The following is a 21578-nucleotide window of genomic DNA, read 5'->3' as shown; positions in this document are numbered from 1 at the left end:
TAGAATATTTTAACACATTCTTACCGTTTGCAAAGTTAGACTTGGAACGAAAACGTTGTAATTTTGGGCAATATTACTAAAAAACTATTATGCATGCATATTTTTAACATAAAAAATTAACATGCGTCTAAAATTTAACTGTTAAATTTTTAGTTCAGTTTAAAATTAATCTGCATTTTCTCCAATTCTTGCAGTAATTCAGTTGAGATTCTAACCTTTAAACGACGGCTAGGCATCGTTAATTTTGTTACCACTTTTATTTCTTCAACTTCATTTACCTCTTGAATCTTTGTATCTTCCATTGCACTATCTTCATTTTCATTTTCGGTTTGAAAAACAGCGTCATCTGCTTCAAAATCTGTTGGAGTTTCTACCTCAACCAAACGTTTTATTTTTTCCAGCTCCATGATTTCAAAAGTTACAGAATTCTCTCCCTTATTTTCAGCAAACAAATGACTCAATTTATGAATGAACTCTGGATGCAAATCTTTTATATTTAATAAAACGATTAGCTTTTTGGCGAAAGCTTCCAAAATATCCTGCAATTGGCGAATCTCGACAAACTGCATTCTCGGATCTGTTTTTTTACCCGTATCATGATTTACCCAGCCATCTTTTATCATTATTTTCAAAAAGGCAAAATTATTCTGAATCAAGAAATGGCGGAATTTCAAATATTCTTCCCCAAAAATCTTAAACTCATAACTTTCATCATAACCTTCTAAATTGAAAGCTGCCCAGCCCTTTCCGTTTTTAGCAACACGGTGCTGAACGTTATTGATAATTCCAGCAAACATTAGGTTCTTTCCAACATACTCATTCATACTTTTCAGCGATTCCAAACGAGAATTACAGAAGTATTTCATTTCAAACCTAAAATCGTCAAGCGGATGTCCAGAAATATAAATCCCAACAACCTCTTTTTCTTTTGCCAGTTTTTCCATAGTGCTCCAGTCTTCGCATGGTGGCACAACAGGTTCTGCAATTTGCACTTCACTAGTTTCTCCAAATAAACTTACTTGAGAAGAGTTTTCATTTTCCTGAAATTTCGATCCGTAACGCATGGCTTTTTCGTAGAAAGTAATTCCGTCTCCATCGTCGTGGAAATATTGCGCTCTGGTTGTTCCTTCAAATGAATCGAAACCTCCGGCAAGTGCTAAATTCTCAATCGCTTTTTTATTGGCTGCACGCAAATCAATTCGCTTTGCCAAATCAAAAATTGATTTATATCTTCCGTCTTTTCTGTTTTCAACAATGGTTTCTACAGCTCCAGAACCAACACCTTTAATCGCTCCCATTCCGAAACGAACTGCGTAGTCATCGTTTACGGTAAATTTATAGTACGATTCGTTTACGTCTGGCCCAAGAACCTGCAATCCCATACGTTTACATTCTTCCATGAAGAAAGAAACCTGTTTGATATCGTTCATGTTGTTCGAAAGTACCGCTGCCATATATTCTGCAGGGTAATGCGCTTTCAAATAAGCCGTTTGGTAGGCAATCCAAGCATAACAAGTCGAGTGCGATTTGTTGAAGGCGTAACTCGCAAAGGCTTCCCAGTCTTTCCAAATTTTCTCTAGAACCTTTGCATCGTGACCTTTTGCTGCCGCTTGCTCAACGAACTTCGGCTTCATTTTATCCAGTACGTCTTTTTGTTTCTTACCCATCGCTTTACGCAAGACGTCGGCCTCACCCTTTGTAAATCCTGCCAAAGACTGAGATAAAAGCATTACCTGCTCTTGGTATACTGTAATTCCGTACGTCTCTGATAAATATTCGGCACAGGCATCTAAATCGTATTTGATTTCCTCGTCGCCATTTTTTCTTCGAACGAAAGACGGAATATACTCCAAAGGTCCCGGACGATACAAGGCGTTCATGGCAATTAAATCTCCAAAAACCGTTGGCTTCAGATCTTTCATGTATTTCTGCATCCCAGGCGACTCGTATTGGAAGATTCCAACGGTTTCACCTCTTTGGAAAAGCGCGTACGTTTCCTCATCATCAATCGGAAAGGTATCGGGATCAAGATCAATATTGGTTCTATATTTTACCAGTTTTACGGTATCTTTTATCAGTGTAAGGGTCTTCAGACCCAAGAAGTCCATTTTCAGCAATCCGGCACTTTCTGCAACCGAGTTATCGAACTGTGTTACATATAAATCAGAATCTTTTGCTGTTGTTACGGGAACGTAATTCGTAATATCCGACGGCGTAATGATTACCCCGCAGGCGTGAATTCCCGTGTTACGCATCGATCCTTCAAGGATTTTTGCCTGCTGAATGGTTTCTCCTGCCAAATCATCTTCATTGGCAATCGCAATTAATTCTTTTACGTTATCAAATTCGTCAGAACGAAGGGCTTTTTTGACTTCTTCTTCACTTTCAGAAATAAAACGTGCCAAATTCCATTTTGACGGCATCATTCCTGGAATCAGTTTTGCAATTCTATCGGCTTCAAACAGTGGTAAATCCAGTACACGCGCCGTATCACGAATCGCCGATTTGGTTGCCATTTTACCGTAAGTGATAATCTGAGCAACCTGTTTTTGACCGTATTTATTGATTACGTATTCCATTACACGTCCACGACCCTCGTCATCAAAGTCGATATCAATATCGGGCATCGATACACGGTCAGGATTTAGGAAACGCTCAAAAAGCAAGTCGTATTTAATTGGGTCAATATTGGTAATTCCCAGACAATACGCAACGGCAGAACCCGCTGCAGATCCACGACCAGGCCCTACTGATACGTCCATTTTTCTCGCCTCAGCGATGAAATCCTGTACAATCAAAAAGTAACCCGGATATCCTGAGTTTGAAATCGTCATTAACTCAAAATCCAAACGTTCCTGAATCGATTCGGTAATTTCGCCATAACGTCTTTTGGCACCTTCCATCGTAAGGTGTCGCAAATATTTATTTTCCCCTCTTACACCACCATCTTCTTCATCTTCGGGAACCATAAATTCGTCAGGGATTTCGAATTTCGGAAGTAATACATCTCGATACAATGAATATCCTTCAACCTTATCAATAATTTCCTGAATATTGATAATCGCTTCCGGCAAATCAGCAAAAAGCTTTTTCATCTCGTCTTGCGACTTGAAGTAGTATTCCTGATTTGGAAGTCCGTAACGGTAACCACGTCCACGTCCAATAGGTGTTGCCTGCTTTTCACCATCTTTTACACAAAGTAAAATATCGTGAGCATTGGCATCTTCTTTATTTAAATAATAGGTATTGTTAGTCGCAATTAATTTGACGTTGTGTTTTTGAGAAAACTCAATCAGGGTTTTGTTTACACGATTTTCATCTTCCTGATTGTGGCGCATTACTTCAAGATAGAAATCTTCGCCAAATTGTTCTTTCCACCAAATTAAAGCTTCTTCAGCTTGATTTTCACCAATGTTCAAGATTTTACTCGGAATCTCTCCGTATAAATTCCCAGACAAAACCATGATATCACCTTTGTATTGCTCGACAATTTTGCGGTCAATTCTCGGAACATAATAAAATCCATCAGTATACGCAATCGAAGCCATTTTGGCCAAGTTGTGATATCCTGCTTTGTTTTTAGCCATCAAAACAACCTGATAACCGTTGTCTTTTTTGCTTTTATCTAAGTGATTTTCACAAATATTAAATTCGCAACCTACAATTGGTTTTACTTCGGTTTCTGTTGGTTCTTCTCCAGCTTCAACCAAAGCTTTATTTTTTCCAGATGCGGCTTTGTTGTGATTCATAACAGCGCTCACAAAATGGAAAGCTCCCATCATGTTTCCTGTATCCGTCATTGCAACGGCAGGCATTCCGTTTTTAGCGGAAGCGGCAACTATATTCCCAATTCCGATAGTAGATTGAAGTACCGAAAACTGTGTGTGATTGTGCAAGTGTGCAAATTTTGCTGCTTTGAAATCAGCTTTATCTTCTTCTGAAACAACGGTCTGCTGACCTTCTCCAGCTAAAGCTTTAAGCTGTTCCCTGATTTTATCAGAAGCTGCTTTTAAATTAATGTGTTTTAAACCAATTAACTTAAATGGCTCCGCATTTCTTTCCTGAAATTCTTTGAAATATTCCTTCGGAACATCTAATTCTTCTTTTGTAAAAACCTCTCTTCTAACCAATTCCAAAAAACAACGCGTAGTTGCCTCAACGTCGGCAGTTGCGTTGTGCGCTTCCGCGAAAGGCTGATCGAAAAGATAGCTGTGTAATTCGGTCAAAGTTGGAAGTTTGAATTTTCCTCCACGACCTCCAGGAAGCTGCAATAACGAAGCGGTAACTTCGGTACAAGTATCCAAAACAGGCATTGAAGCCATTTGAGACTCCACTCCCATTCTATGAAATTCGGCTCCCATAATATTAACGTCGAAACCTAAATTCTGTCCAACGATAAATTTGGTTTTGCTTAAGGCAATATTGAATTTCTCTAAAACTTCGGCCAAAGTGATTCCATCGGCTTCAGCCAATTCAGTTGAGATTCCGTGAATACGCTCGGCATCATACGGAATATTAAATCCTTCAGGTTTTACCAAATAATCCTGATGCTCGATAAGCTGTCCCATTTCGTCATGAAGCTGCCAAGCAATTTGTATACAGCGAGGCCAGTTATCAGAATCGGTTATTGGGGCATCCCAGCGTTTTGGTAATCCGGTTGTTTCGGTATCGAATATTAAATACATAGAGTTGTAAAAGTCAAATTTTGATGTCCAAAATTTCAAATCTTACATATTGCAAAACATTGACAACATGAAACATAACAAAATGTGAAATGAAAAATCGGAGGAATTCAAATTTACGCTTTTTTTACAGAAATAAAGAAGCTAAAGTTGTTAACAAAAACGTTAATTAAAACTCGCCGATTGCAATTTGTAAAAAAATTAAACACATAGAAACATAGATTTAAATTTTCTAAAAAGATAATTAAAAAAATCTAGATTTTCACACATAGCTATGTGTATTTAAAATGAGTGAAATGCCTTTGTAGACAAAGAAAAACTATGTTTCTATGTGTTTAAAATAATTACACTCAAAAGTTTTTAATCCAAAAAAAAAATCGATTATTCATTTTGGATACTCATTACACCAAATTGAACACTTTTAAACTGAAGTGTATCCTGAACTTTGCTTCATCAAATTATAACAATTAAAAAAACAATAATCATGAAAACAATTTTTATCACAGGCGCATCATCAGGTTTAGGAAAAGCAACAGCAAAATTATTCCACGAACAAGGCTGGAATGTAATCGCAACAATGAGAAATCCTGAAAAAGAAACAGAACTCTCTCAATTAAAAAACGTAACGCTTTTACCTTTAGACGTTACCAATTACGACCAGATACAAACTACAGTTAAAAAAGCGTTAGAATTAAGCGACATTGATATCGTATTTAACAATGCTGGATATGGATTGATTGGCCCTTTGGAAAGCTTAACAGATGATCAAATCACAAAACAATTGGACACTAATTTATTGGGAGTAATCAGAGTTACAAATGCATTCATTCCATATTTCAGAGAAAGAAAAAATGGTTCATTCATTTCAACAACATCTATTGGAGGTTTGATTGCTTTTCCTTTAGGATCAATCTATCACGCCACAAAATGGGGATTAGAAGGCTGGAGCGAAAGTATGGCTTACGAATTAAATCCGTTTGGAATAAAAATTAAAACAGTTTCTCCTGGAGCAATCAAAACCGAATTCCTTCATGGTTCACTTGACACAAGCACTCTTCCAGAATATGAAACAATGACTAATAAAATGTTTGGAAACGTTGACGTTATGTTTGAAATGGCATCAACTCCGGAGCAAATTGCCGACGTAGTTTATGAAGCTGCTACAGATGGAAAAAACCAATTAAGATATGTTGCTGGCGAAGATGCAAAAGCGCTTTACAAACAAAGATTGGAAGTTGGGGACGAAGTCTTTCGTTCTGAATTCGGAAAACAATTTTTTGGAGAATAATTATTTCTAATAACCCTACCCACAAAATATTGAACATTCTTTTATTAAGCTCCAGAGGAGCAAAATATTTATAGAAATTTAATTATGAAGGTGCAAAATAGCTCCAGCGGAGCGACATATTTATTGCAATACAGATGTCGCTCCCCTGGAGCTTTGCTTTCAACAACAAATACGATTTCTATAAATATTTCGCTTCTTCGAAGCTGATTTTTCAAAATCAAAGAGAATCTTCAATACTTTTCGAAAAGCCCAATTAATTTTCAAATTTTCATACTTTTATATCATGGAAAAGAAAAACAATAATCCAGAAAAAATCTCTTCTATATCGCAGTTTCATGACCTGCTTCAACTTCCAAAACCACTTCATCCGATGGTGAGTTTGGTAGACAATACACAGTTGGTTATAAATGAAAATTTAGCGAATCATGCCTTTATGCTTGATTTTTATAAGATCTCTTATAAGTTTTCTACCAAAGGAAAAATGGGCTACGGTCAAGGCTATTATGATTTCAACGAAGGCGGACTCCTATTTGCTTCTCCAACTCAGTTAATTTTTACTGAAAATGAAGAAGGCGTTGAATATGGCGGTTATACCCTTTTATTTCATCCTGATTTTATTCGAAATTATCCTTTGGGAAAAAGCATCAAAAAATATGGCTTCTTTTCTTATGACACCAATGAAGCTCTGCACCTTTCAGACAGTGAAAAAACAATTATTATTGGATTATTACAAAGCATCGACAACGAACTCAATACCGCAATTGACGAAATGAGTCAAGACGTGATTGTATCTTACATTGATGTTTTGCTGAATTACAGCAATCGTTTTTACAAGCGCCAATTCATTACCAGAAAAACCATCAGTAACGATTTATTATTAAAAGTCGAAGAAACTCTGGATAGCTATATTAGTAATGCAGAAACCTTAAAAAGAGGATTGCCAACAGTAGAATTTCTGGCTTCACAGATTAATGTTTCAAGTCATTATCTCAGCGATATGCTTCGTAATTTAACTGGGTTAAATGCGCAACAGCATATTCATTCAAAATTAATAGAAAAATCAAAAGATTTCTTGATTACTACCAATCTTTCGGTAGCAGAAATTGCTTATCAGTTAGGTTTTGAATATCCGCAATCGTTTAGTAAATTATTCAAAAAGAAAACCAGTCTTACTCCATTAGAATTTAAAAATTCGTTGAATTAATTTTAAAAATTATTGTCTTCAAAAAATCAATTTCGGCCTTAAAAAATCATAAAATTTCATAAAAATACACCTCTTGGATGTCGTAGTATTTTTGTGTTTTATTGAATCTAAATAACACCAAAAAAACTCCTTTAAAAGCTTTAAAAAACCTAAAAACTATACTTTTTACAAAGAAATCAAAACTAACAATTATTACTATTTTTATTCATTTTGTTAGATTTTTTCAAACAAATTCTTATATTTTATATTGATTTTGAGATAAATTTGCAAACTATTAAAACAAAAAACAAACAAGAAAAATTAAAGCCGAAAAAGAAAAGCTAAATCAGTTTCTTAATCATTTTTCTTTCAAATTTTAGTTTGCAAAAGCCATTTGGCAATTTGTAATTTAGTTTGGGTATCGTATATAATGAAATATTGAAATTGACGCTTTTTTATCTTTTTTTACTTTTGTTTTGCTATTATAATGAACAGGAAATTGCTGTGGTTATAGAAATTACAATTAAAAAAAATAAAAAATGAGTAAGACATTATTTGACAAAGTATGGGATTCACATGTTGTGCGTAAAATTGAAGATGGACCAGATGTGTTTTTTATTGACCGCCATTTCATTCATGAAGTTACGAGTCCTGTTGCTTTTTTAGGATTAAAATCAAGAGGCGTTAACGTATTATATCCGGAACGTACTTTTGCAACTGCCGACCACAATACACCAACCATAAACCAACATTTACCAGTTCAAGATCCGCTTTCTGCTAATCAGCTTCAAGCTCTTGAAGACAACGCTAACGAATACGGAATTTCGCACTGGGGATTAGGTCACCAAAAAAATGGAATTGTACACGTAGTAGGTCCTGAAAACGGAATTACTTTGCCAGGTGCTACTATTGTATGCGGGGATTCGCATACGTCTACTCACGGTGCTTTTGGAGCTATCGCTTTTGGTATCGGAACATCTGAGGTTGAGATGGTGCTTTCTACTCAATGTATTATGCAGCCAAAACCAAAGAAAATGCGTATTAACGTAAACGGTAAATTAAGCAAAGGTGTTGGTCCAAAAGACGTTGCGCTTTATATTATCGCTCAATTAACTACTTCTGGAGGTACAGGTTATTTTGTTGAATATGCTGGTGATGTTTTTGAAAACATGACTATGGAAGGCCGTATGACAGTTTGTAATTTAAGTATCGAAATGGGTGCTCGTGGAGGAATGATTGCTCCTGACCAAACTACTTTTGATTTCCTTGAAGGAAGACTTTATGCTCCAAAAGGAGAAGCTTGGACTAAAGCTGTTGAATACTGGAAAACGCTAAAAACTGATGCTGATGCTGTATTTGATGCTGAATTAAACATCAAAGCTGAAGACATTGAACCAATGATTACTTATGGTACTAACCCAGGAATGGGAATTGGTATCACAAAACATATCCCAAGTGCAAAAGAAGTTGAAGGTGGTGAGGAAACTTACAAAAAATCTTTGGCTTACATGGGCTTCCACGAAGACGATGTAATGATTGGGAAACAAATTGATTACGTTTTCTTAGGAAGTTGTACAAACGGACGTATTGAAGATTTTAGAGCTTTTGCTGAAATCGTAAAAGGAAGAAAAAAAGCAGATAATGTTACAGCTTGGTTAGTTCCTGGTTCTCACGTTGTTGAAGCGCAGATTAAAGAAGAAGGTATTTTAGATATTTTGACTGAAGCTGGTTTCGTATTACGTCAGCCGGGTTGTTCTGCTTGTTTAGCAATGAACGATGATAAAGTTCCGGCTGGAAAATATGCAGTAAGTACTTCAAACAGAAACTTTGAAGGCCGTCAAGGTCCTGGATCAAGAACGCTTTTAGCAAGTCCAATTATGGCTGCTGCAGCTGCTGTTACAGGAAAACTAACAGATCCGAGAGAGCTTTTTTAAAGATTTAAGAATGAAGATTAACGATTTTTGATTTCAGATTTCGATACGCTTCATTAAAAAATCTTCTAAAATTTCAATTTACATTTTACAAAAAACATTAACGATTACAATTTTAAGACACAACAACAAATCTAAAATCAGAAATCGTTAATCTAAAATCAAAAATCAAATGGCATACGATAAATTTAATATACTTACCAGCAGTGCAGTGCCACTGCCAATTGAGAACGTAGATACAGATCAAATCATTCCTGCTCGTTTCTTAAAAGCTACAAAACGTGAAGGTTTTGGAGACAACCTTTTTAGAGATTGGAGATATAACGGAGACGACACTCCAAAAGCTGATTTCGTTTTAAATAACCCAACTTACAGTGGAAAAATTCTTGTTGGAGGAAAAAACTTCGGTTCAGGATCTTCTAGAGAGCACGCTGCTTGGGCAGTTTACGATTACGGATTCCGTGCTGTAGTTTCTAGTTTCTTTGCAGATATCTTCAAAGGAAACTGTTTAAATATTGGTGTTTTGCCAGTACAAATCAGCCCTGAATTTTTAGCAAATATTTTCAAAGCTATCGAAGCTGATCCAAATACAGAATTAGAAATCAATCTTCCAAACCAAACGATTACTTTATTATCAACTGGTGAGCAAGAATCATTTGCTATTAATGGTTACAAAAAAAATAACATGATTAATGGTTTTGACGATATTGATTATTTACAAAACATGAAGGAAGATATTAAGGCTTTCGCCGATAAACTTCCGTACTAATAGAAATATCATTCAGTCTATTAGACCCGGCAGGCTTTAAAAACCAGTCGGGTCTTTCTAAATTAATAATACAAACCTGCTATCATTTCGAAATTAAAAGAAATATAGATTATCAATATGGAAAAAAGAAAAATTGAAATAATGGATACGACACTTCGTGATGGTGAACAAACATCTGGAGTTTCATTTTCTGCTGCAGAAAAACTGACCATTGCGCAATTGTTGCTGGAGGAATTAAATATTGATAGAATCGAGATTGCTTCTGCCCGCGTGAGCGAAGGAGAGTTTCAAGCCGTAAAAGGCATTACTTCATGGGCTGAAGAACGTGGTTACATTGACAGAATCGAAGTTCTGACATTTGTTGACGGAGGCGTTTCAATTGACTGGATGAAAAAAGCTGGTGCCAAAGTACAGAATTTATTGACCAAAGGTTCAATGAATCACTTAACGCATCAATTAAAGAAAACTCCAGAACAGCATTTTTCTGAAATCGCTCAAATCATTGCTTTAGCTAAAGAAAACAATATAGAAACCAATGTTTATCTGGAAGACTGGAGCAACGGAATGCGAAATTCTCCTGATTATGTATTTCAATTTTTGGATTTCTTAGCAACACAACCAATCAAAAGAGTTTTACTTCCAGATACTTTAGGAGTTTTAATTCCTTCTCTGACTTTTGAATTTATTTCGAAAATCAGAGCAAAATATCCGCAAATTCACTTTGATTTCCATGCACACAATGACTACGACTTAAGCATTGCTAATGTCATGGAAGCCGTAAAAGCGGGAATCAACGGACTTCACGTAACGGTAAACGGAATGGGAGAACGTGCTGGAAATGCACCTCTTGAAAGTACTGTTGCTGTAATTAATGACTATTTGCCACAAGTAAACATCAACGTAAAAGAAACTTCTCTGTATTCTGTAAGTAAACTTGTTGAGACTTTTACAGGTTATAGAATTCCTGCCAATAAGCCTATTGTAGGAGATAATGTTTTCACACAAACAGCTGGAATTCATGCTGACGGAGACAATAAAAACAATCTTTATTTTAATGATCTTCTTCCAGAACGTTTTGGAAGAAAAAGAAAATACGCTCTAGGAAAAACTTCTGGAAAAGCCAATATTGAAAAAAATCTTCAGGAATTAGGATTAAAATTAAACAACGAAGATTTGAAATTGGTTACCCAAAGAATTATCGAATTGGGGGACAAAAAAGAAACCGTAACCAAAGAAGATCTTCCATACATTATTTCGGATGTTCTGGACAGTCATACTTACGAAGAAAAAATAACTATAAATTCTTATATGCTAGTTCATTCTAAAGGAATGCGCCCATCTACGACTTTATCTTTAAATTTAAACGGAGAAATAATCGAAGAAAACGCACAAGGAGACGGTCAGTTCGATGCCTTTATGAATGCTTTATCAAAGATTTACAAAAGCAAGAAACTTACGCTTCCAAAATTAATCGATTATGCCGTGAGAATCCCACCGGGAAGTAGTTCTGATGCGTTGTGCGAAACCATTATTACATGGACAAACAACGGAAAAGAATTCAAAACCCGAGGATTAGATTCAGATCAAACCGTTGCAGCGATTATTGCAACGCAAAAAATGCTTAATATAATTACCTAAGGCGCTAAGAGACTAAGGTTCTGAGGTTCTAAGATTTTTCTTTAACCTAAGCCCTTAGCAACTCAGACCCTTAGAACCTTTAAAAAAAACTAAGCCACTAAGAAGAAAAACTTAGAAGCTTAGCAACTCAGAACCTTAGAACCTTTTAAAAAATATAGAATGAAATTAAACATAGCCCTTTTAGCCGGCGACGGAATCGGACCAGAAGTAATAAATGAAGCAGTAAAAGTATCTGATGCTGTTGCAAAAAAGTTCGGACATGAAATTACTTGGAAACCAGCTTTAACTGGAGCAGCTGCAATTGATGCAGTAGGTGAACCTTATCCGGATTCAACACACGAAGTTTGTAAAAATGCCGATGCCGTTCTTTTTGGAGCAATCGGACACCCTAAATATGATAATGATCCTTCTGCACCTGTAAGGCCAGAACAAGGTTTACTAAAAATGCGTAAAGCTTTAGGTTTGTTCGCAAATGTAAGACCAACTTTTACTTTCCCATCATTATTAGATAAATCTCCTTTAAAAAGAGAAAGAATTGAAGGAACTGATTTAGTTTTCTTAAGAGAATTGACAGGTGGAATTTACTTTGGTGAAAAAGGAAGAAAAGATGACGGAGATACAGCTTATGATAACTGCGTTTACACAAGAGCCGAAGTACAGCGTTTAGCTAAAAAAGGTTTTGAATTAGCTATGACACGTTCTAAAAAATTATGTTGCGTGGATAAAGCAAACGTTTTGGAAACTTCACGTTTGTGGAGAGAAACTGTTCAGGCAATGGAAAAAGATTATCCAGAAGTTGAAGTTAGCTACGAATTTGTTGATGCAGTTGCAATGCGTTTAGTTCAATGGCCAAATTCTTATGACGTATTAATTACTGAAAACTTATTTGGAGACATCTTAACAGACGAAGCTTCAGTAATTTCAGGTTCAATGGGATTAATGCCTTCTGCATCTATGGGAGCTGAAGTATCTTTATTCGAACCTATTCACGGATCTTATCCACAAGCTACCGGATTAAACATTGCTAACCCAATGGCTACTATTTTGTCTGCTGCCATGATGTTCGAAAATTTCGGATTGATGGAAGAAGGAAAAGCGATGAGAGATGCTGTAAATAAAGCTTTAGAAGCTGGAGTAGTTACAGAAGATTTAGCTAATGGAGGCAAAGCATACGGCACTAAAGAAGTTGGTGACTGGTTAGCTGCGAATGTATAACAGTTTATTTTGTTTCAGGTTTCAAGTTTCAGGTTGTTGGAACGTGAAACTTGAAACAAATAAAACTTGAAACAAAAAAAGGGATCAACGAAAGTTGATCCCTTTTATATTTTAGAAAAAAAATATTAATATCCTCCTCTGTTTCCGCGGTCATTTCCACCACGGTTGTTTCCGTAACCACCGCGGTCATTTCCACCACGATTGTTATTAAAACTTCTTCTTTCGCCTTCTGGTTTTGGCTCAGATTTGTTCACAACGATTGTACGTCCTGCAACAACAGCACCGTTCAATTCGTCGATAGCTTTTTGAGCCTCATTATCATTTGGCATTTCAACAAAACCAAAGCCTTTACTTCTTCCAGTAAATTTATCAGTAATAATTTTAACAGAGTCAACTGTTCCATAAGCCTCAAAAGACTCTCTTAAATCTGCTTCCTCAATACTGAATGGAAGGCTTCCAACAAAAATATTCATAGATATTTATTTATAATAATAAGCAAATGTAATCTTATTTCTATCTAATCCACTATGTTATGAGTTTATTTAAGTTTTTATTTTGATTTAACCAGAAATACTTCGATCAGAACTTAATTATTTGCAGCAACAATGCTATGTTCTGCTGTTACAGGAATTTTATAGAAGACTCCTTCTGAAAAATGAATTGTTTGTTTTTCAGCATCAGCATCAGCATTAACCGCCGTAAATTTAAACGTGCCCGAAATGGTATTGTCGATTGAATTATATTCTGTAATGATAATTTCTCCATTTCCTTTGCCAGTTCCAGTACTAAATTCTGCTTCTTGTCCTTTATATGTTTTCTTATAAACAGCTTTCGTATCATCATCCACACCTAAAACATACGTTTTCTTAGCTGGTTCAGGAATCTGAAATCTTATCTGATCGGAATCTAAAGAACCTTCAATAGTAAAAATCCCATCGGCCTCTATACTGGCTTGAAAAACTTGTGCTCTCCAAAAAACATTATCTTTTAAGGCTTGAAAAGCTTTATTATTAGACGTCACATCCTCTGATGTGCAGGATACAACTAGTAGTAAAAGTGATAAAAAACAAAAGTATTTTTTCATATTTAAAATGAATTTGCTGCAAAAGTATCGTATTAAGAGCTAAACCCTAAAATTTAAAAAGTCAAAAAAATGCTAAAAAAACAACTCAGATACATTTAATCCTTTTAAAAACGTGTTTTTCATAAAAAAATTATATCTTTGCGCCCTTAATTAACAGAGGTCGAGTACCTCAAAATTTAATCACTAGATTATGTCAGTAAAAATTAGATTACAAAGACACGGTAAAAAAGGAAAACCTTTTTACTGGGTAGTAGCTGCAGATGCACGCTCAAAAAGAGATGGTAGATACTTAGAGAAAATCGGTACTTACAATCCAAACACTAACCCAGCAACTGTTGAGTTAAACCTTGACAGCGCAGTTAAATGGTTACACAACGGTGCTCAACCAACTGATACTGCAAGAGCTATCCTTTCTTACAAAGGTGCTTTATTGAAACACCACCTTGATGGAGGAGTTCGTAAAGGTGCTTTAACACAAGAGCAAGCAGATGCTAAATTAACTGCTTGGTTAGAATCAAAAGCTGGAAAAGTTGATGCTAAAAAAGATGGTTTATCTAAAGCAAAAGCTGATGCTAAAGCAAAAGCTTTAAAAGCTGAGCAAGAAATCAACGCTAAACGTGTTGCTGATGCTGCTGCTGCACAAGCTGAAGCTGCTGCCGCTGAACAAGCTGCTGAGGCTACTGAAGAAGTTGCTGAAGTTGAAGCTGAAGAAGCTCCTGCTGCTGAAGAGAATAACGAAACAACTGAAGCATAATTTTTACTTGGCGATAATGCGTAAAGAAGATTGTTTTTATTTAGGTAAAATCGCTAAAAAATTTAGTTTCAAAGGTGAAGTCTTAGTCTATTTAGACACGGATGAACCTGAGTTATACGAAAATCTGGAATCAGTGTTTGTTGAACACAACAAACACTTGGTTCCTTTTTTTATTGAAAAAAGCTCTTTACATAAAAACGACTTTTTAAGAGTTAGTTTTGAAGATGTTAATACCGAAGAAGATGCAGACGCCTTAATCGGAAACGGTGTTTTCCTTCCTTTATCTATGCTGCCAAAACTTACTGGCAACAAATTCTACTATCATGAAGTTATTGGTTTTGAAATTGAAGACAAACGTCTTGGTATTTTCGGCAAAATAACTTCGATAAATGATTCTACTGCTCAGCCACTTTTCGAAGTTTTAAATGGCGAAGTTGAAATGCTAATCCCAATGATTGACCATTTCTTGGTTAAAATTGATCGCGAAAACAAAAAAGTAATCATGGATCTTCCTGAAGGTCTTGTGGAGATGTATCTTTAATTTAGTGTTCAGTATCAGTTTTTAAGTGTTCAGTCTCTTATCTGAATTCAAAATCTTAATAATAAATTAGAATTTACTATGTTTCAGTTTAAGCAATTTTCTGTTAAACAAGACAAAACCGCTATGAAAGTAGGCACAGATGGTGTTTTACTTGGCGCTTGGGCTCCTATTCATCATAATCCGTTTAGTATTTTAGATGTTGGCGCTGGAACTGGAATTATTGCTTTAATGCTCGCTCAACGAACTCATGCAGAACAAATTGATGCGCTTGAAATTGATGAAGACGCTTACGAACAAGCGGTAGAAAATTTTGAAAGTTCCCCTTGGGGTGATCGCTTATTCTGCTTTCACGCTGGTTTAGATGAATTTATTGAAGAACCGGAAGATGAATATGATTTAATTGTTTCTAATCCGCCTTTTTATGCAGAAGATTATAAAACAGAAAGTGAGCAACGTGATTTAGCTCGTTTTCAAGACGCAATGCCATTTGAAGAATTGGTTGAAGCTGCCGATTTATTACTTTCAGAAAACGGAATATTTGCTTTAATTATTCCCTTCAAAGAAGAAGAAAAATTTATTGCCCTAGCAAAAGAATCAGAACTTTATCCAATAAAAATCACTAGAGTTAAAGGAACTCCAAAATCGGAAATTAAGCGTAGTTTATTAGCTTTTAGCCGTAATGAAGTTCCTGAAATTGAAATCGACGAACTTATTATCGAAATCGACAGACACGTTTATACTCCTGAATATATTGAATTGACTAAAGATTTTTATTTAAAGATGTAAAAAATATCTTTAAATAAATTATTCTTTTTGCAGACACAATCCTCTTTGAAAATCTATTCCATTCGGGTTTTCTTCATTAAAATATACTATATTATAAGTAACGCATTCATCGTCTGTATAAATTATTTCTGCTACACTTTTATCCCCAATTTTAACATTCTCAGCTCCTAAATTTTTAATACAAACTTTTTCAAGTTTACAATCACTAAGCCATTTGACACTCCAAACGGTTTGCAATTTACCATCAAAATAACCTTCTTCAATAGAATCTTTTCGAATAGCGTATTCATCTGGAAAAGCTGGAGCCGCAAACTTTCCATTCTTAAATCTAATGCAATCTAATTTTTGAGAATAAGCAGCAGTTCCCAATAATATTAAACAAAAAACGATGATTATTTTCATGATATTTTTTTACTGTTATTTTTAATTATTTACCATTTTTAGCAAAAAGAATTGCTCTTTCAAGAACTTCGTCCTTACCTTGCTGAATACCTAAAATTGTTGGTTTAACTTCGATATCTGGAATAATACCAATTCTTTGTGTTTCTTTTCCGTTTGGATAAAAAATTCCAAAACCTGTAAATATGGTTGAATAACCTTTTATAATTTCAAATCTGCATGTTCCACCATCTGCACCCGAAGTCTGACTGCCAATAATTGTGGCATTTGGAGCTGCTTGCAGACACATTACTAAATGCTCACCATGGCTTTGCGTTTTTTCATTTTGCAAAATAATCACTTTGCCTTTATAATAATCAGCATTTGTTTTTCCTGTTTTTTGATCTTCTCTCCAAACATATCTCCCTGGATATGTCAAGTCTGCATCTATAAATTTTGCAAATGCTTTTTCTCCTGGATATAAATATTGTGCTATGTCTTCTTCAATATTTGGTTCTTGGGGGTATTTTCTGGCGTCAAAAACAATTGCTCTTGTATTTTCAAATTGCTTCATTACACTAGGAAGTTCATCTGCTTTTATTCTCTCAACATCAACGTACCCAATACTATCATCCAATAATTTCCATTTCTCTGCATTTTTAGCATTTGTGATTCTTAGTTTTGAATAGGTATAACGTTTAACTTTTTTAACAGAAGTAGTGTTGTCTCGAATAAATTCGATTTCGATTGATTCTGTTTTTCCGTTGAAAACAGTCCAATAAATATTTTTTAAAATTGCAGGCATATTAGAGCCTTCCGCATATTTCAAATTTTCCTTGATTAAATCTCCTACTGCTTTTCCATCAACTTTTGTAACGACATCTCCTATTCTAAAATCATCAATTTTAGCTAATGAATCATTTTTTAAAGCAACAACAACCGCTTTATTATCTATAAAAACTACATCAGCAGTAATAAATTTATCTCCAAAATAATCATACATCTGCCTCATTTGAGTGGAAGCGTGCGTATCGTTTAGTTTTATTGAAATTTCACGCATCGCTAATGCAAAATCCATTTCAGATTCAGGATTGCTAAATCGAGGCATCATTTCTATTAAAACACTATCCCAACTTTGGTCCATTTTATATTTATACGGAAAAAAGTATTCCATTTGATTCCAATAACGAAAGAGTGCCAAAAGACGCAGATTCTTATCCGTCCATTTAAATTCCTTGTACTTAACCTCATTTATTACTTCTATATAGGGCTTAGAAGTATAATAGAATTGCTGATTCTTATTCCTATTTTCTTCAATAAACTTTAATTTTTTTGAAAGTGATTTCGAGAACAACTCCTTATTATTAAACCACGACAAGTCGAAGTTTTTATCAAAATATTCTTTTTTTACATCGAGTTTTAGAGTTTCTTGTTTTTTAATTTCTCCCAAAGAAACAATCCAATTTTCTAGCACTGAAGAAAATGCTTCAGAGGTCTGAGCTTCCTCGATTTTTGGCAAAATTTGAAATAGCTGTTCATCCCAATTTTTACTTCCATCGGTAACATTTGGATGATAATATTTTAGAAACCCCCAAACTTTGCAGGTTGTGGCTAACTTTTGAGTTTCTGTAATTGGTTTTGAAAAAGAGTATTGAAATAAGAATAAAAATGTAATGAGTACTATTTTTTTCATTGACAACTTGGGGTGGTTTAGGTTAGTTAAAATTAGTATTAAACTTGTTCAAAAATGTTCTTAAATTGATACAGAATTCTTTCGATTAAACGCAGATCTTCGGTTACAATTTCTGCGCTTCCTTTCATTTCCTGTTGAAAGGCAATCTGTTTATTATAGGATGTTTTCAGTCCGTCTGGAAGAGCCACGTCTATAAGCAGGTTTCCATCTTTATCGGGAACCAGTGAAATGTTTTCGATTTCGCCTTTTAAAACCCCAAACTCTCTGTCAGGGAAATTAGCCAGACGGATATTGACGCGCTGCCCCACTTTAATTTTTCCTGAATTTAGAGCCGGCGCTTTTACTTTTCCTATAAAACTGTTTTTAGCATCCGGAATTATTGAAAATACATTATCTCCAACATTGATAGTCTGATTTTCATTCCAGACCTGCAGAAAAGTCACCTTGCCACTGATGGAAGATTTTAGCGCATAAGCCAGCTCCCAGTCCCTTATCACTTTTTTCAGCTGATAGAAAGACTGTGACACGCTGCGTCCGAGATTAACTTCTTCTTTGGTGCTGTTTATCTGCAGATTCTGGCTCGATTTTGTATTGTCAATAAGAGAAGATTTCAGCTGAGAAATTGATGACAGCAGGCTTCTGTAATTCTTCTGCGCTTGAAGAAAACCCAATTTTTTCGCTTCCATTTCCTGAGCAGATATAATTCCTTTATTGAATAAAGTTTCAAATCGGGCCACTTCATTTTTCTGGAGATCCAGCTCCCTTTCATTTATCACTTTCTGCTGCTGCAGAATTTCTATCCTTTCGCTTATCTGGATTTTCTCAGACTGCTGCGCTCTGCTTTCCACCTGAAAAGGATGCAGGTCTTTGTTTAGTTCCTGAGCCTGATAATCCTTCTGGAATGCTGCAAATGCGCTTTCTATTTCGCCTAACTGTGTGTTTTTTAACAGTCCAAAAGGAAATTCTTTCTTTGAGCCGTTTATATCATAACCGTCAACAATCTTTTTCAGCAGGAAAACATCTTTGTAATTGGCTGTATTTTCAATAATTGCCAAAATGCTATTTTTTTCAACCAGCATTTTATTCCTGATCAGAATTGCTTCAATGCGCCCAGAAGATTTTGACACTATTTTTTCCGGAGGGATATTGGTTGTAATGACGATTTCGGTTTTCACGACATCCGGATATTTGACAAACCAGGAAACAAAAAACAGCATGATAATAATGGCAAATATTAAAACAGTTCCCCATCGTATCATCCAATGCGGCACTCTGGTCAGGATATCCTGAACCTCTTCGCTTCTTAATTCAAATGTATCGTTGTTTTCTGCCATAATTAATTTCCTAACTGCAATTGATTTCTAACCAATTCAAAATAACTACCTCTCTGTCCAACCAGCTCAGCATGATTTCCGATTTCAATAATTCTGCCTTTATCCAAAACCACAATCTGATCTGCATTCATTACAGTGCTTAATCGGTGCGCAATTACAATCACGGTTTTGTTCTTAAAGAAGATATCAAGCTTCTGCATAATTTCTTTTTCATTGTTGGCATCCAAAGCTGACGTTGCCTCATCAAAAAACAGAATTTCAGGATTTTTATATACTGCCCTAGCAATCAGCATCCGTTGTTTCTGTCCGGTGCTCATTCCTACGCCTTCTGCGCCGATTTTGGTGTTATAGCCCAATGGCAATTCGCTTATATACTGTCTGATATTTGCCACATCTGCAGCATAAACCAGACGCTCCTTATCAATTTTATCTACTCCAAATGCAATATTATTGGCTATGGTGTCGCTAAAAATAAATCCTTCCTGCATTACAGCCCCAATGCTTGATCTCCAGGCATGCTGCGATATGTTTTTAAGTTGTGAATTTCCAATTAGGATCTCTCCTTTTTCGGGTTCATAGAATTTAAGAAGCAACTTCATGAGCGTTGTTTTTCCGCTTCCGCTGGTTCCGACAATTGCCGTTACCTTATTGGCTGGAATTTTTAAGGTTAAATTATTTAGAACAGGAATATCTGAACCTAGATATCTGTAGGAGACATTTTTTAATTCGATATCTGAATCATAAGGGACATCATGAGACTGATGCTCTTCCTGCTGCGTTTCATCTTCTTTTTCGTGAATCTCAGACAACCTTGCCAATGAAATTTTAGCATCCTGAAGCTCTCTCACAAATTGGATAAGCTGCGCAATTGGGCCGTTTAAACTGCCTACAATCGAACTAATTGCCAGCATCATCCCCAGCGTGATGGAACCGTCGATAACTAATTTCGCAGATAAAAAAGTAATGAAGATATTCTTTAATTCATTTATTACCGACGACCCGATAGTTTGCGATTGTTCTAAAACCAGTCCTTTTATCGAAACCCTAAAAAGTCTCGCTTGGACATATTCCCAACCCCATCGTTTCTGTTTTTCGGCATTATGAAGCTTAATTTCCTGCATTCCGTTAATGAGCTCCATAACTTTTCCCTGCTCATTGGAAACTTCCGCAAAACGTTTGTAATCTAAAACCTCCCTCCGTTTTAAAAACATGCTTATCCAGCCAAAATAAAGAAGACTTCCAGCAAAAAACACCAAGAATATCTTTACATTGAAATAAGCCAGAACTCCTCCCAGCACAAACATGTTGATAATAGAAAAAAGCACATTTAAAGACGATGTGGTCAGTATTTTTTCGATTCTGTGATGGTCATTTATACGCTGCATGATGTCACCTGTCATTCGCACATCAAAAAAAGAAATCGGAAGATTCATTAGCTTGATAAAGAAATCTGAAATCAGTGAAATATTAATGCGAGTGGAGAGATGAAGCAGTATCCAGCTTCTTATGAGCTCTAGACCTGTTCTTCCAGCAAAGAGAAACAGCTGGGCAAAGAGAATCAGATAAATAAAATGGATATTCTGGTTCTGGATTCCGACATCTACAATACTCTGGGTTAAAAAAGGAAATATTAGCTGCAGCAAACTCCCGGCCAACAGCCCAATGCTTAGTTGAAAAAGATAAGATTTGTATCGGATCACGTATTGGGACAAGATTCCAAAACCCAATCCTTTACGATCTTCTTTATCAAAATCTGATTGAAAAAATTTAGGTGTTGCTTCGATCAGCAACGCAATTCCCTCCTTCGTCTCATTGCCGGCATTGCTGCCAATCCACAATTTTAAAAAATCTTCCGTATTGTATTCAATCAGCCCAAATGCAGGATCAGAAACATAGTAAGTCTCTTTTTTAATTCTATAAAGCACAACGTAATGGTTTTTATTCCAATGCAGAATGCAGGGCAGAGGAGCTTCTTCCAGCCTTTCCAAGCTCAGTTTCACCCCCAAAGTCCGAAAACCGATTTTCTCGGCGGCATCACTCAGAAACAGGAGATTGCTTCCCTCGCGGGTCGTCTCGCTAAAGTCTCTAAGATCCTGAATATGGATTGTCTTACCGTAATGTTTGGCTATAATTTTTAGACATGTGGGGCCACAGTCTTTAAAATCTGCCTGCTTATAATGAGGGAATTTTTTCAATCTTATATTTAGGTTAATTTTGGCAATATTATACAAAAATTCTTAAAAAAATATTTATACAGAACTATTTTTATCAAAAAAAGCTTTGTTTTAACAACAAAGCTTTT

The 21578-nt window shown here is 35.6% G+C and carries 16 protein-coding genes; 9 read left to right on the top strand and 7 right to left on the bottom strand.

The window, feature by feature from the left end; translation table 11 throughout:
* Positions 1–149: 149 nt before the first annotated feature.
* Complete coding sequence (dnaE, locus tag OZP10_RS10365) at positions 150–4685, bottom strand: DNA polymerase III subunit alpha (protein WP_281634563.1); 4536 nt, start codon at positions 4683–4685, stop codon at positions 150–152.
* Positions 4686–5166: 481 nt separating this feature from the next.
* Between dnaE and OZP10_RS10360 the strand changes: the two genes are divergently transcribed.
* The 6 genes from OZP10_RS10360 (at position 5167) to leuB (ending at position 12706) form a co-directional block, all read left to right on the top strand.
* The gene (locus OZP10_RS10360) at positions 5167–5970 is read left to right on the top strand and encodes an SDR family oxidoreductase (protein ID WP_281634562.1); all 804 of its coding nucleotides are present in this window, start codon (positions 5167–5169) and stop codon (positions 5968–5970) included.
* Positions 5971–6253: 283 nt separating this feature from the next.
* Complete coding sequence (locus tag OZP10_RS10355) at positions 6254–7174, top strand: helix-turn-helix domain-containing protein (RefSeq protein WP_281634561.1); 921 nt, start codon at positions 6254–6256, stop codon at positions 7172–7174.
* A 518-nt stretch (positions 7175–7692) separates the two neighbouring features.
* Positions 7693–9087 carry a 3-isopropylmalate dehydratase large subunit gene (leuC, locus tag OZP10_RS10350; RefSeq protein ID WP_274252114.1) on the top strand — a complete coding sequence of 465 codons (1395 nt, stop codon included), beginning with the start codon at positions 7693–7695 and terminating at the stop codon, positions 9085–9087.
* A 169-nt stretch (positions 9088–9256) separates the two neighbouring features.
* Complete coding sequence (leuD, locus tag OZP10_RS10345) at positions 9257–9853, top strand: 3-isopropylmalate dehydratase small subunit (protein WP_121362564.1); 597 nt, start codon at positions 9257–9259, stop codon at positions 9851–9853.
* Between the two features lie 117 nt (positions 9854–9970).
* Positions 9971–11491, top strand: a complete 1521-nt coding sequence (locus OZP10_RS10340) for an alpha-isopropylmalate synthase regulatory domain-containing protein (RefSeq protein ID WP_281634560.1) — start codon at positions 9971–9973, stop codon at positions 11489–11491.
* A gap of 159 nt (positions 11492–11650) precedes the next feature.
* Complete coding sequence (gene leuB / locus OZP10_RS10335) at positions 11651–12706, top strand: 3-isopropylmalate dehydrogenase (protein ID WP_281634559.1); 1056 nt, start codon at positions 11651–11653, stop codon at positions 12704–12706.
* 125 nt (positions 12707–12831) lie between these two features.
* Here leuB and rbp read toward each other — a convergent pair whose 3' ends face one another.
* Both rbp and OZP10_RS10325 read right to left on the bottom strand, forming a co-directional pair.
* Entirely contained in the window at positions 12832–13179 is a 348-nt protein-coding gene (rbp, locus tag OZP10_RS10330; RefSeq protein WP_177211265.1) for an RNA-binding regulator, read from the bottom strand.
* Positions 13180–13292: 113 nt separating this feature from the next.
* Positions 13293–13790, bottom strand: a complete 498-nt coding sequence (locus OZP10_RS10325) for a DUF6252 domain-containing protein (protein WP_281634558.1) — start codon at positions 13788–13790, stop codon at positions 13293–13295.
* Between the two features lie 190 nt (positions 13791–13980).
* Between OZP10_RS10325 and OZP10_RS10320 the strand changes: the two genes are divergently transcribed.
* From OZP10_RS10320 to OZP10_RS10310, 3 genes are all read left to right on the top strand, one after another.
* Positions 13981–14544 carry a 30S ribosomal protein S16 gene (locus OZP10_RS10320; RefSeq protein ID WP_281634557.1) on the top strand — a complete coding sequence of 188 codons (564 nt, stop codon included), beginning with the start codon at positions 13981–13983 and terminating at the stop codon, positions 14542–14544.
* A 16-nt stretch (positions 14545–14560) separates the two neighbouring features.
* Positions 14561–15085 carry a ribosome maturation factor RimM gene (gene rimM, locus OZP10_RS10315; protein WP_281634556.1) on the top strand — a complete coding sequence of 175 codons (525 nt, stop codon included), beginning with the start codon at positions 14561–14563 and terminating at the stop codon, positions 15083–15085.
* A 78-nt stretch (positions 15086–15163) separates the two neighbouring features.
* A complete protein-coding gene (locus OZP10_RS10310; RefSeq protein WP_281634555.1) occupies positions 15164–15871 on the top strand; it encodes a tRNA1(Val) (adenine(37)-N6)-methyltransferase in 708 nt (235 codons plus the stop codon).
* 18 nt (positions 15872–15889) lie between these two features.
* Here the strand turns inward: OZP10_RS10310 and OZP10_RS10305 are convergent, their stop codons facing one another.
* From OZP10_RS10305 to OZP10_RS10290, 4 genes are read right to left on the bottom strand one after another with little or no spacing between them, the layout of a single operon-like run.
* On the bottom strand, positions 15890–16273 hold the full coding sequence (locus OZP10_RS10305; RefSeq protein WP_281634554.1) for a hypothetical protein: 384 nt from the start codon (positions 16271–16273) through the stop codon (positions 15890–15892).
* Between the two features lie 25 nt (positions 16274–16298).
* Positions 16299–17942: a S41 family peptidase gene (locus tag OZP10_RS10300; RefSeq protein WP_281634553.1), complete on the bottom strand. Its 1644-nt coding sequence runs from the start codon at positions 17940–17942 to the stop codon at positions 16299–16301.
* Between the two features lie 38 nt (positions 17943–17980).
* Positions 17981–19276, bottom strand: coding sequence for an HlyD family secretion protein (locus OZP10_RS10295; protein ID WP_281634552.1), 1296 nt, complete (start codon positions 19274–19276; stop codon positions 17981–17983).
* Positions 19277–19278: 2 nt separating this feature from the next.
* On the bottom strand, positions 19279–21471 hold the full coding sequence (locus OZP10_RS10290) for a peptidase domain-containing ABC transporter (protein ID WP_281634551.1): 2193 nt from the start codon (positions 21469–21471) through the stop codon (positions 19279–19281).
* Positions 21472–21578 lie beyond the last annotated feature (107 nt).

It is taken from the genome of Flavobacterium luteolum (assembly GCF_027111275.1).
Taxonomy (GTDB): domain Bacteria; phylum Bacteroidota; class Bacteroidia; order Flavobacteriales; family Flavobacteriaceae; genus Flavobacterium; species Flavobacterium luteolum.
The sequence above is the reverse complement of the archived record's forward strand: the minus strand, read 5'-3'. Positions and strand labels throughout refer to the sequence as shown.

Coding starts and splice junctions, on each gene's coding strand:
- dnaE (WP_281634563.1), bottom strand. CDS start 4,685: ATGTATTTAATATTCGATACCGAAACAACCGGATTACCAAAACGCTGG.
- OZP10_RS10360 (WP_281634562.1), top strand. CDS start 5,167: ATGAAAACAATTTTTATCACAGGCGCATCATCAGGTTTAGGAAAAGCA.
- OZP10_RS10355 (WP_281634561.1), top strand. CDS start 6,254: ATGGAAAAGAAAAACAATAATCCAGAAAAAATCTCTTCTATATCGCAG.
- leuC (WP_274252114.1), top strand. CDS start 7,693: ATGAGTAAGACATTATTTGACAAAGTATGGGATTCACATGTTGTGCGT.
- leuD (WP_121362564.1), top strand. CDS start 9,257: ATGGCATACGATAAATTTAATATACTTACCAGCAGTGCAGTGCCACTG.
- OZP10_RS10340 (WP_281634560.1), top strand. CDS start 9,971: ATGGAAAAAAGAAAAATTGAAATAATGGATACGACACTTCGTGATGGT.
- leuB (WP_281634559.1), top strand. CDS start 11,651: ATGAAATTAAACATAGCCCTTTTAGCCGGCGACGGAATCGGACCAGAA.
- rbp (WP_177211265.1), bottom strand. CDS start 13,179: ATGAATATTTTTGTTGGAAGCCTTCCATTCAGTATTGAGGAAGCAGAT.
- OZP10_RS10325 (WP_281634558.1), bottom strand. CDS start 13,790: ATGAAAAAATACTTTTGTTTTTTATCACTTTTACTACTAGTTGTATCC.
- OZP10_RS10320 (WP_281634557.1), top strand. CDS start 13,981: ATGTCAGTAAAAATTAGATTACAAAGACACGGTAAAAAAGGAAAACCT.
- rimM (WP_281634556.1), top strand. CDS start 14,561: ATGCGTAAAGAAGATTGTTTTTATTTAGGTAAAATCGCTAAAAAATTT.
- OZP10_RS10310 (WP_281634555.1), top strand. CDS start 15,164: ATGTTTCAGTTTAAGCAATTTTCTGTTAAACAAGACAAAACCGCTATG.
- OZP10_RS10305 (WP_281634554.1), bottom strand. CDS start 16,273: ATGAAAATAATCATCGTTTTTTGTTTAATATTATTGGGAACTGCTGCT.
- OZP10_RS10300 (WP_281634553.1), bottom strand. CDS start 17,942: ATGAAAAAAATAGTACTCATTACATTTTTATTCTTATTTCAATACTCT.
- OZP10_RS10295 (WP_281634552.1), bottom strand. CDS start 19,276: ATGGCAGAAAACAACGATACATTTGAATTAAGAAGCGAAGAGGTTCAG.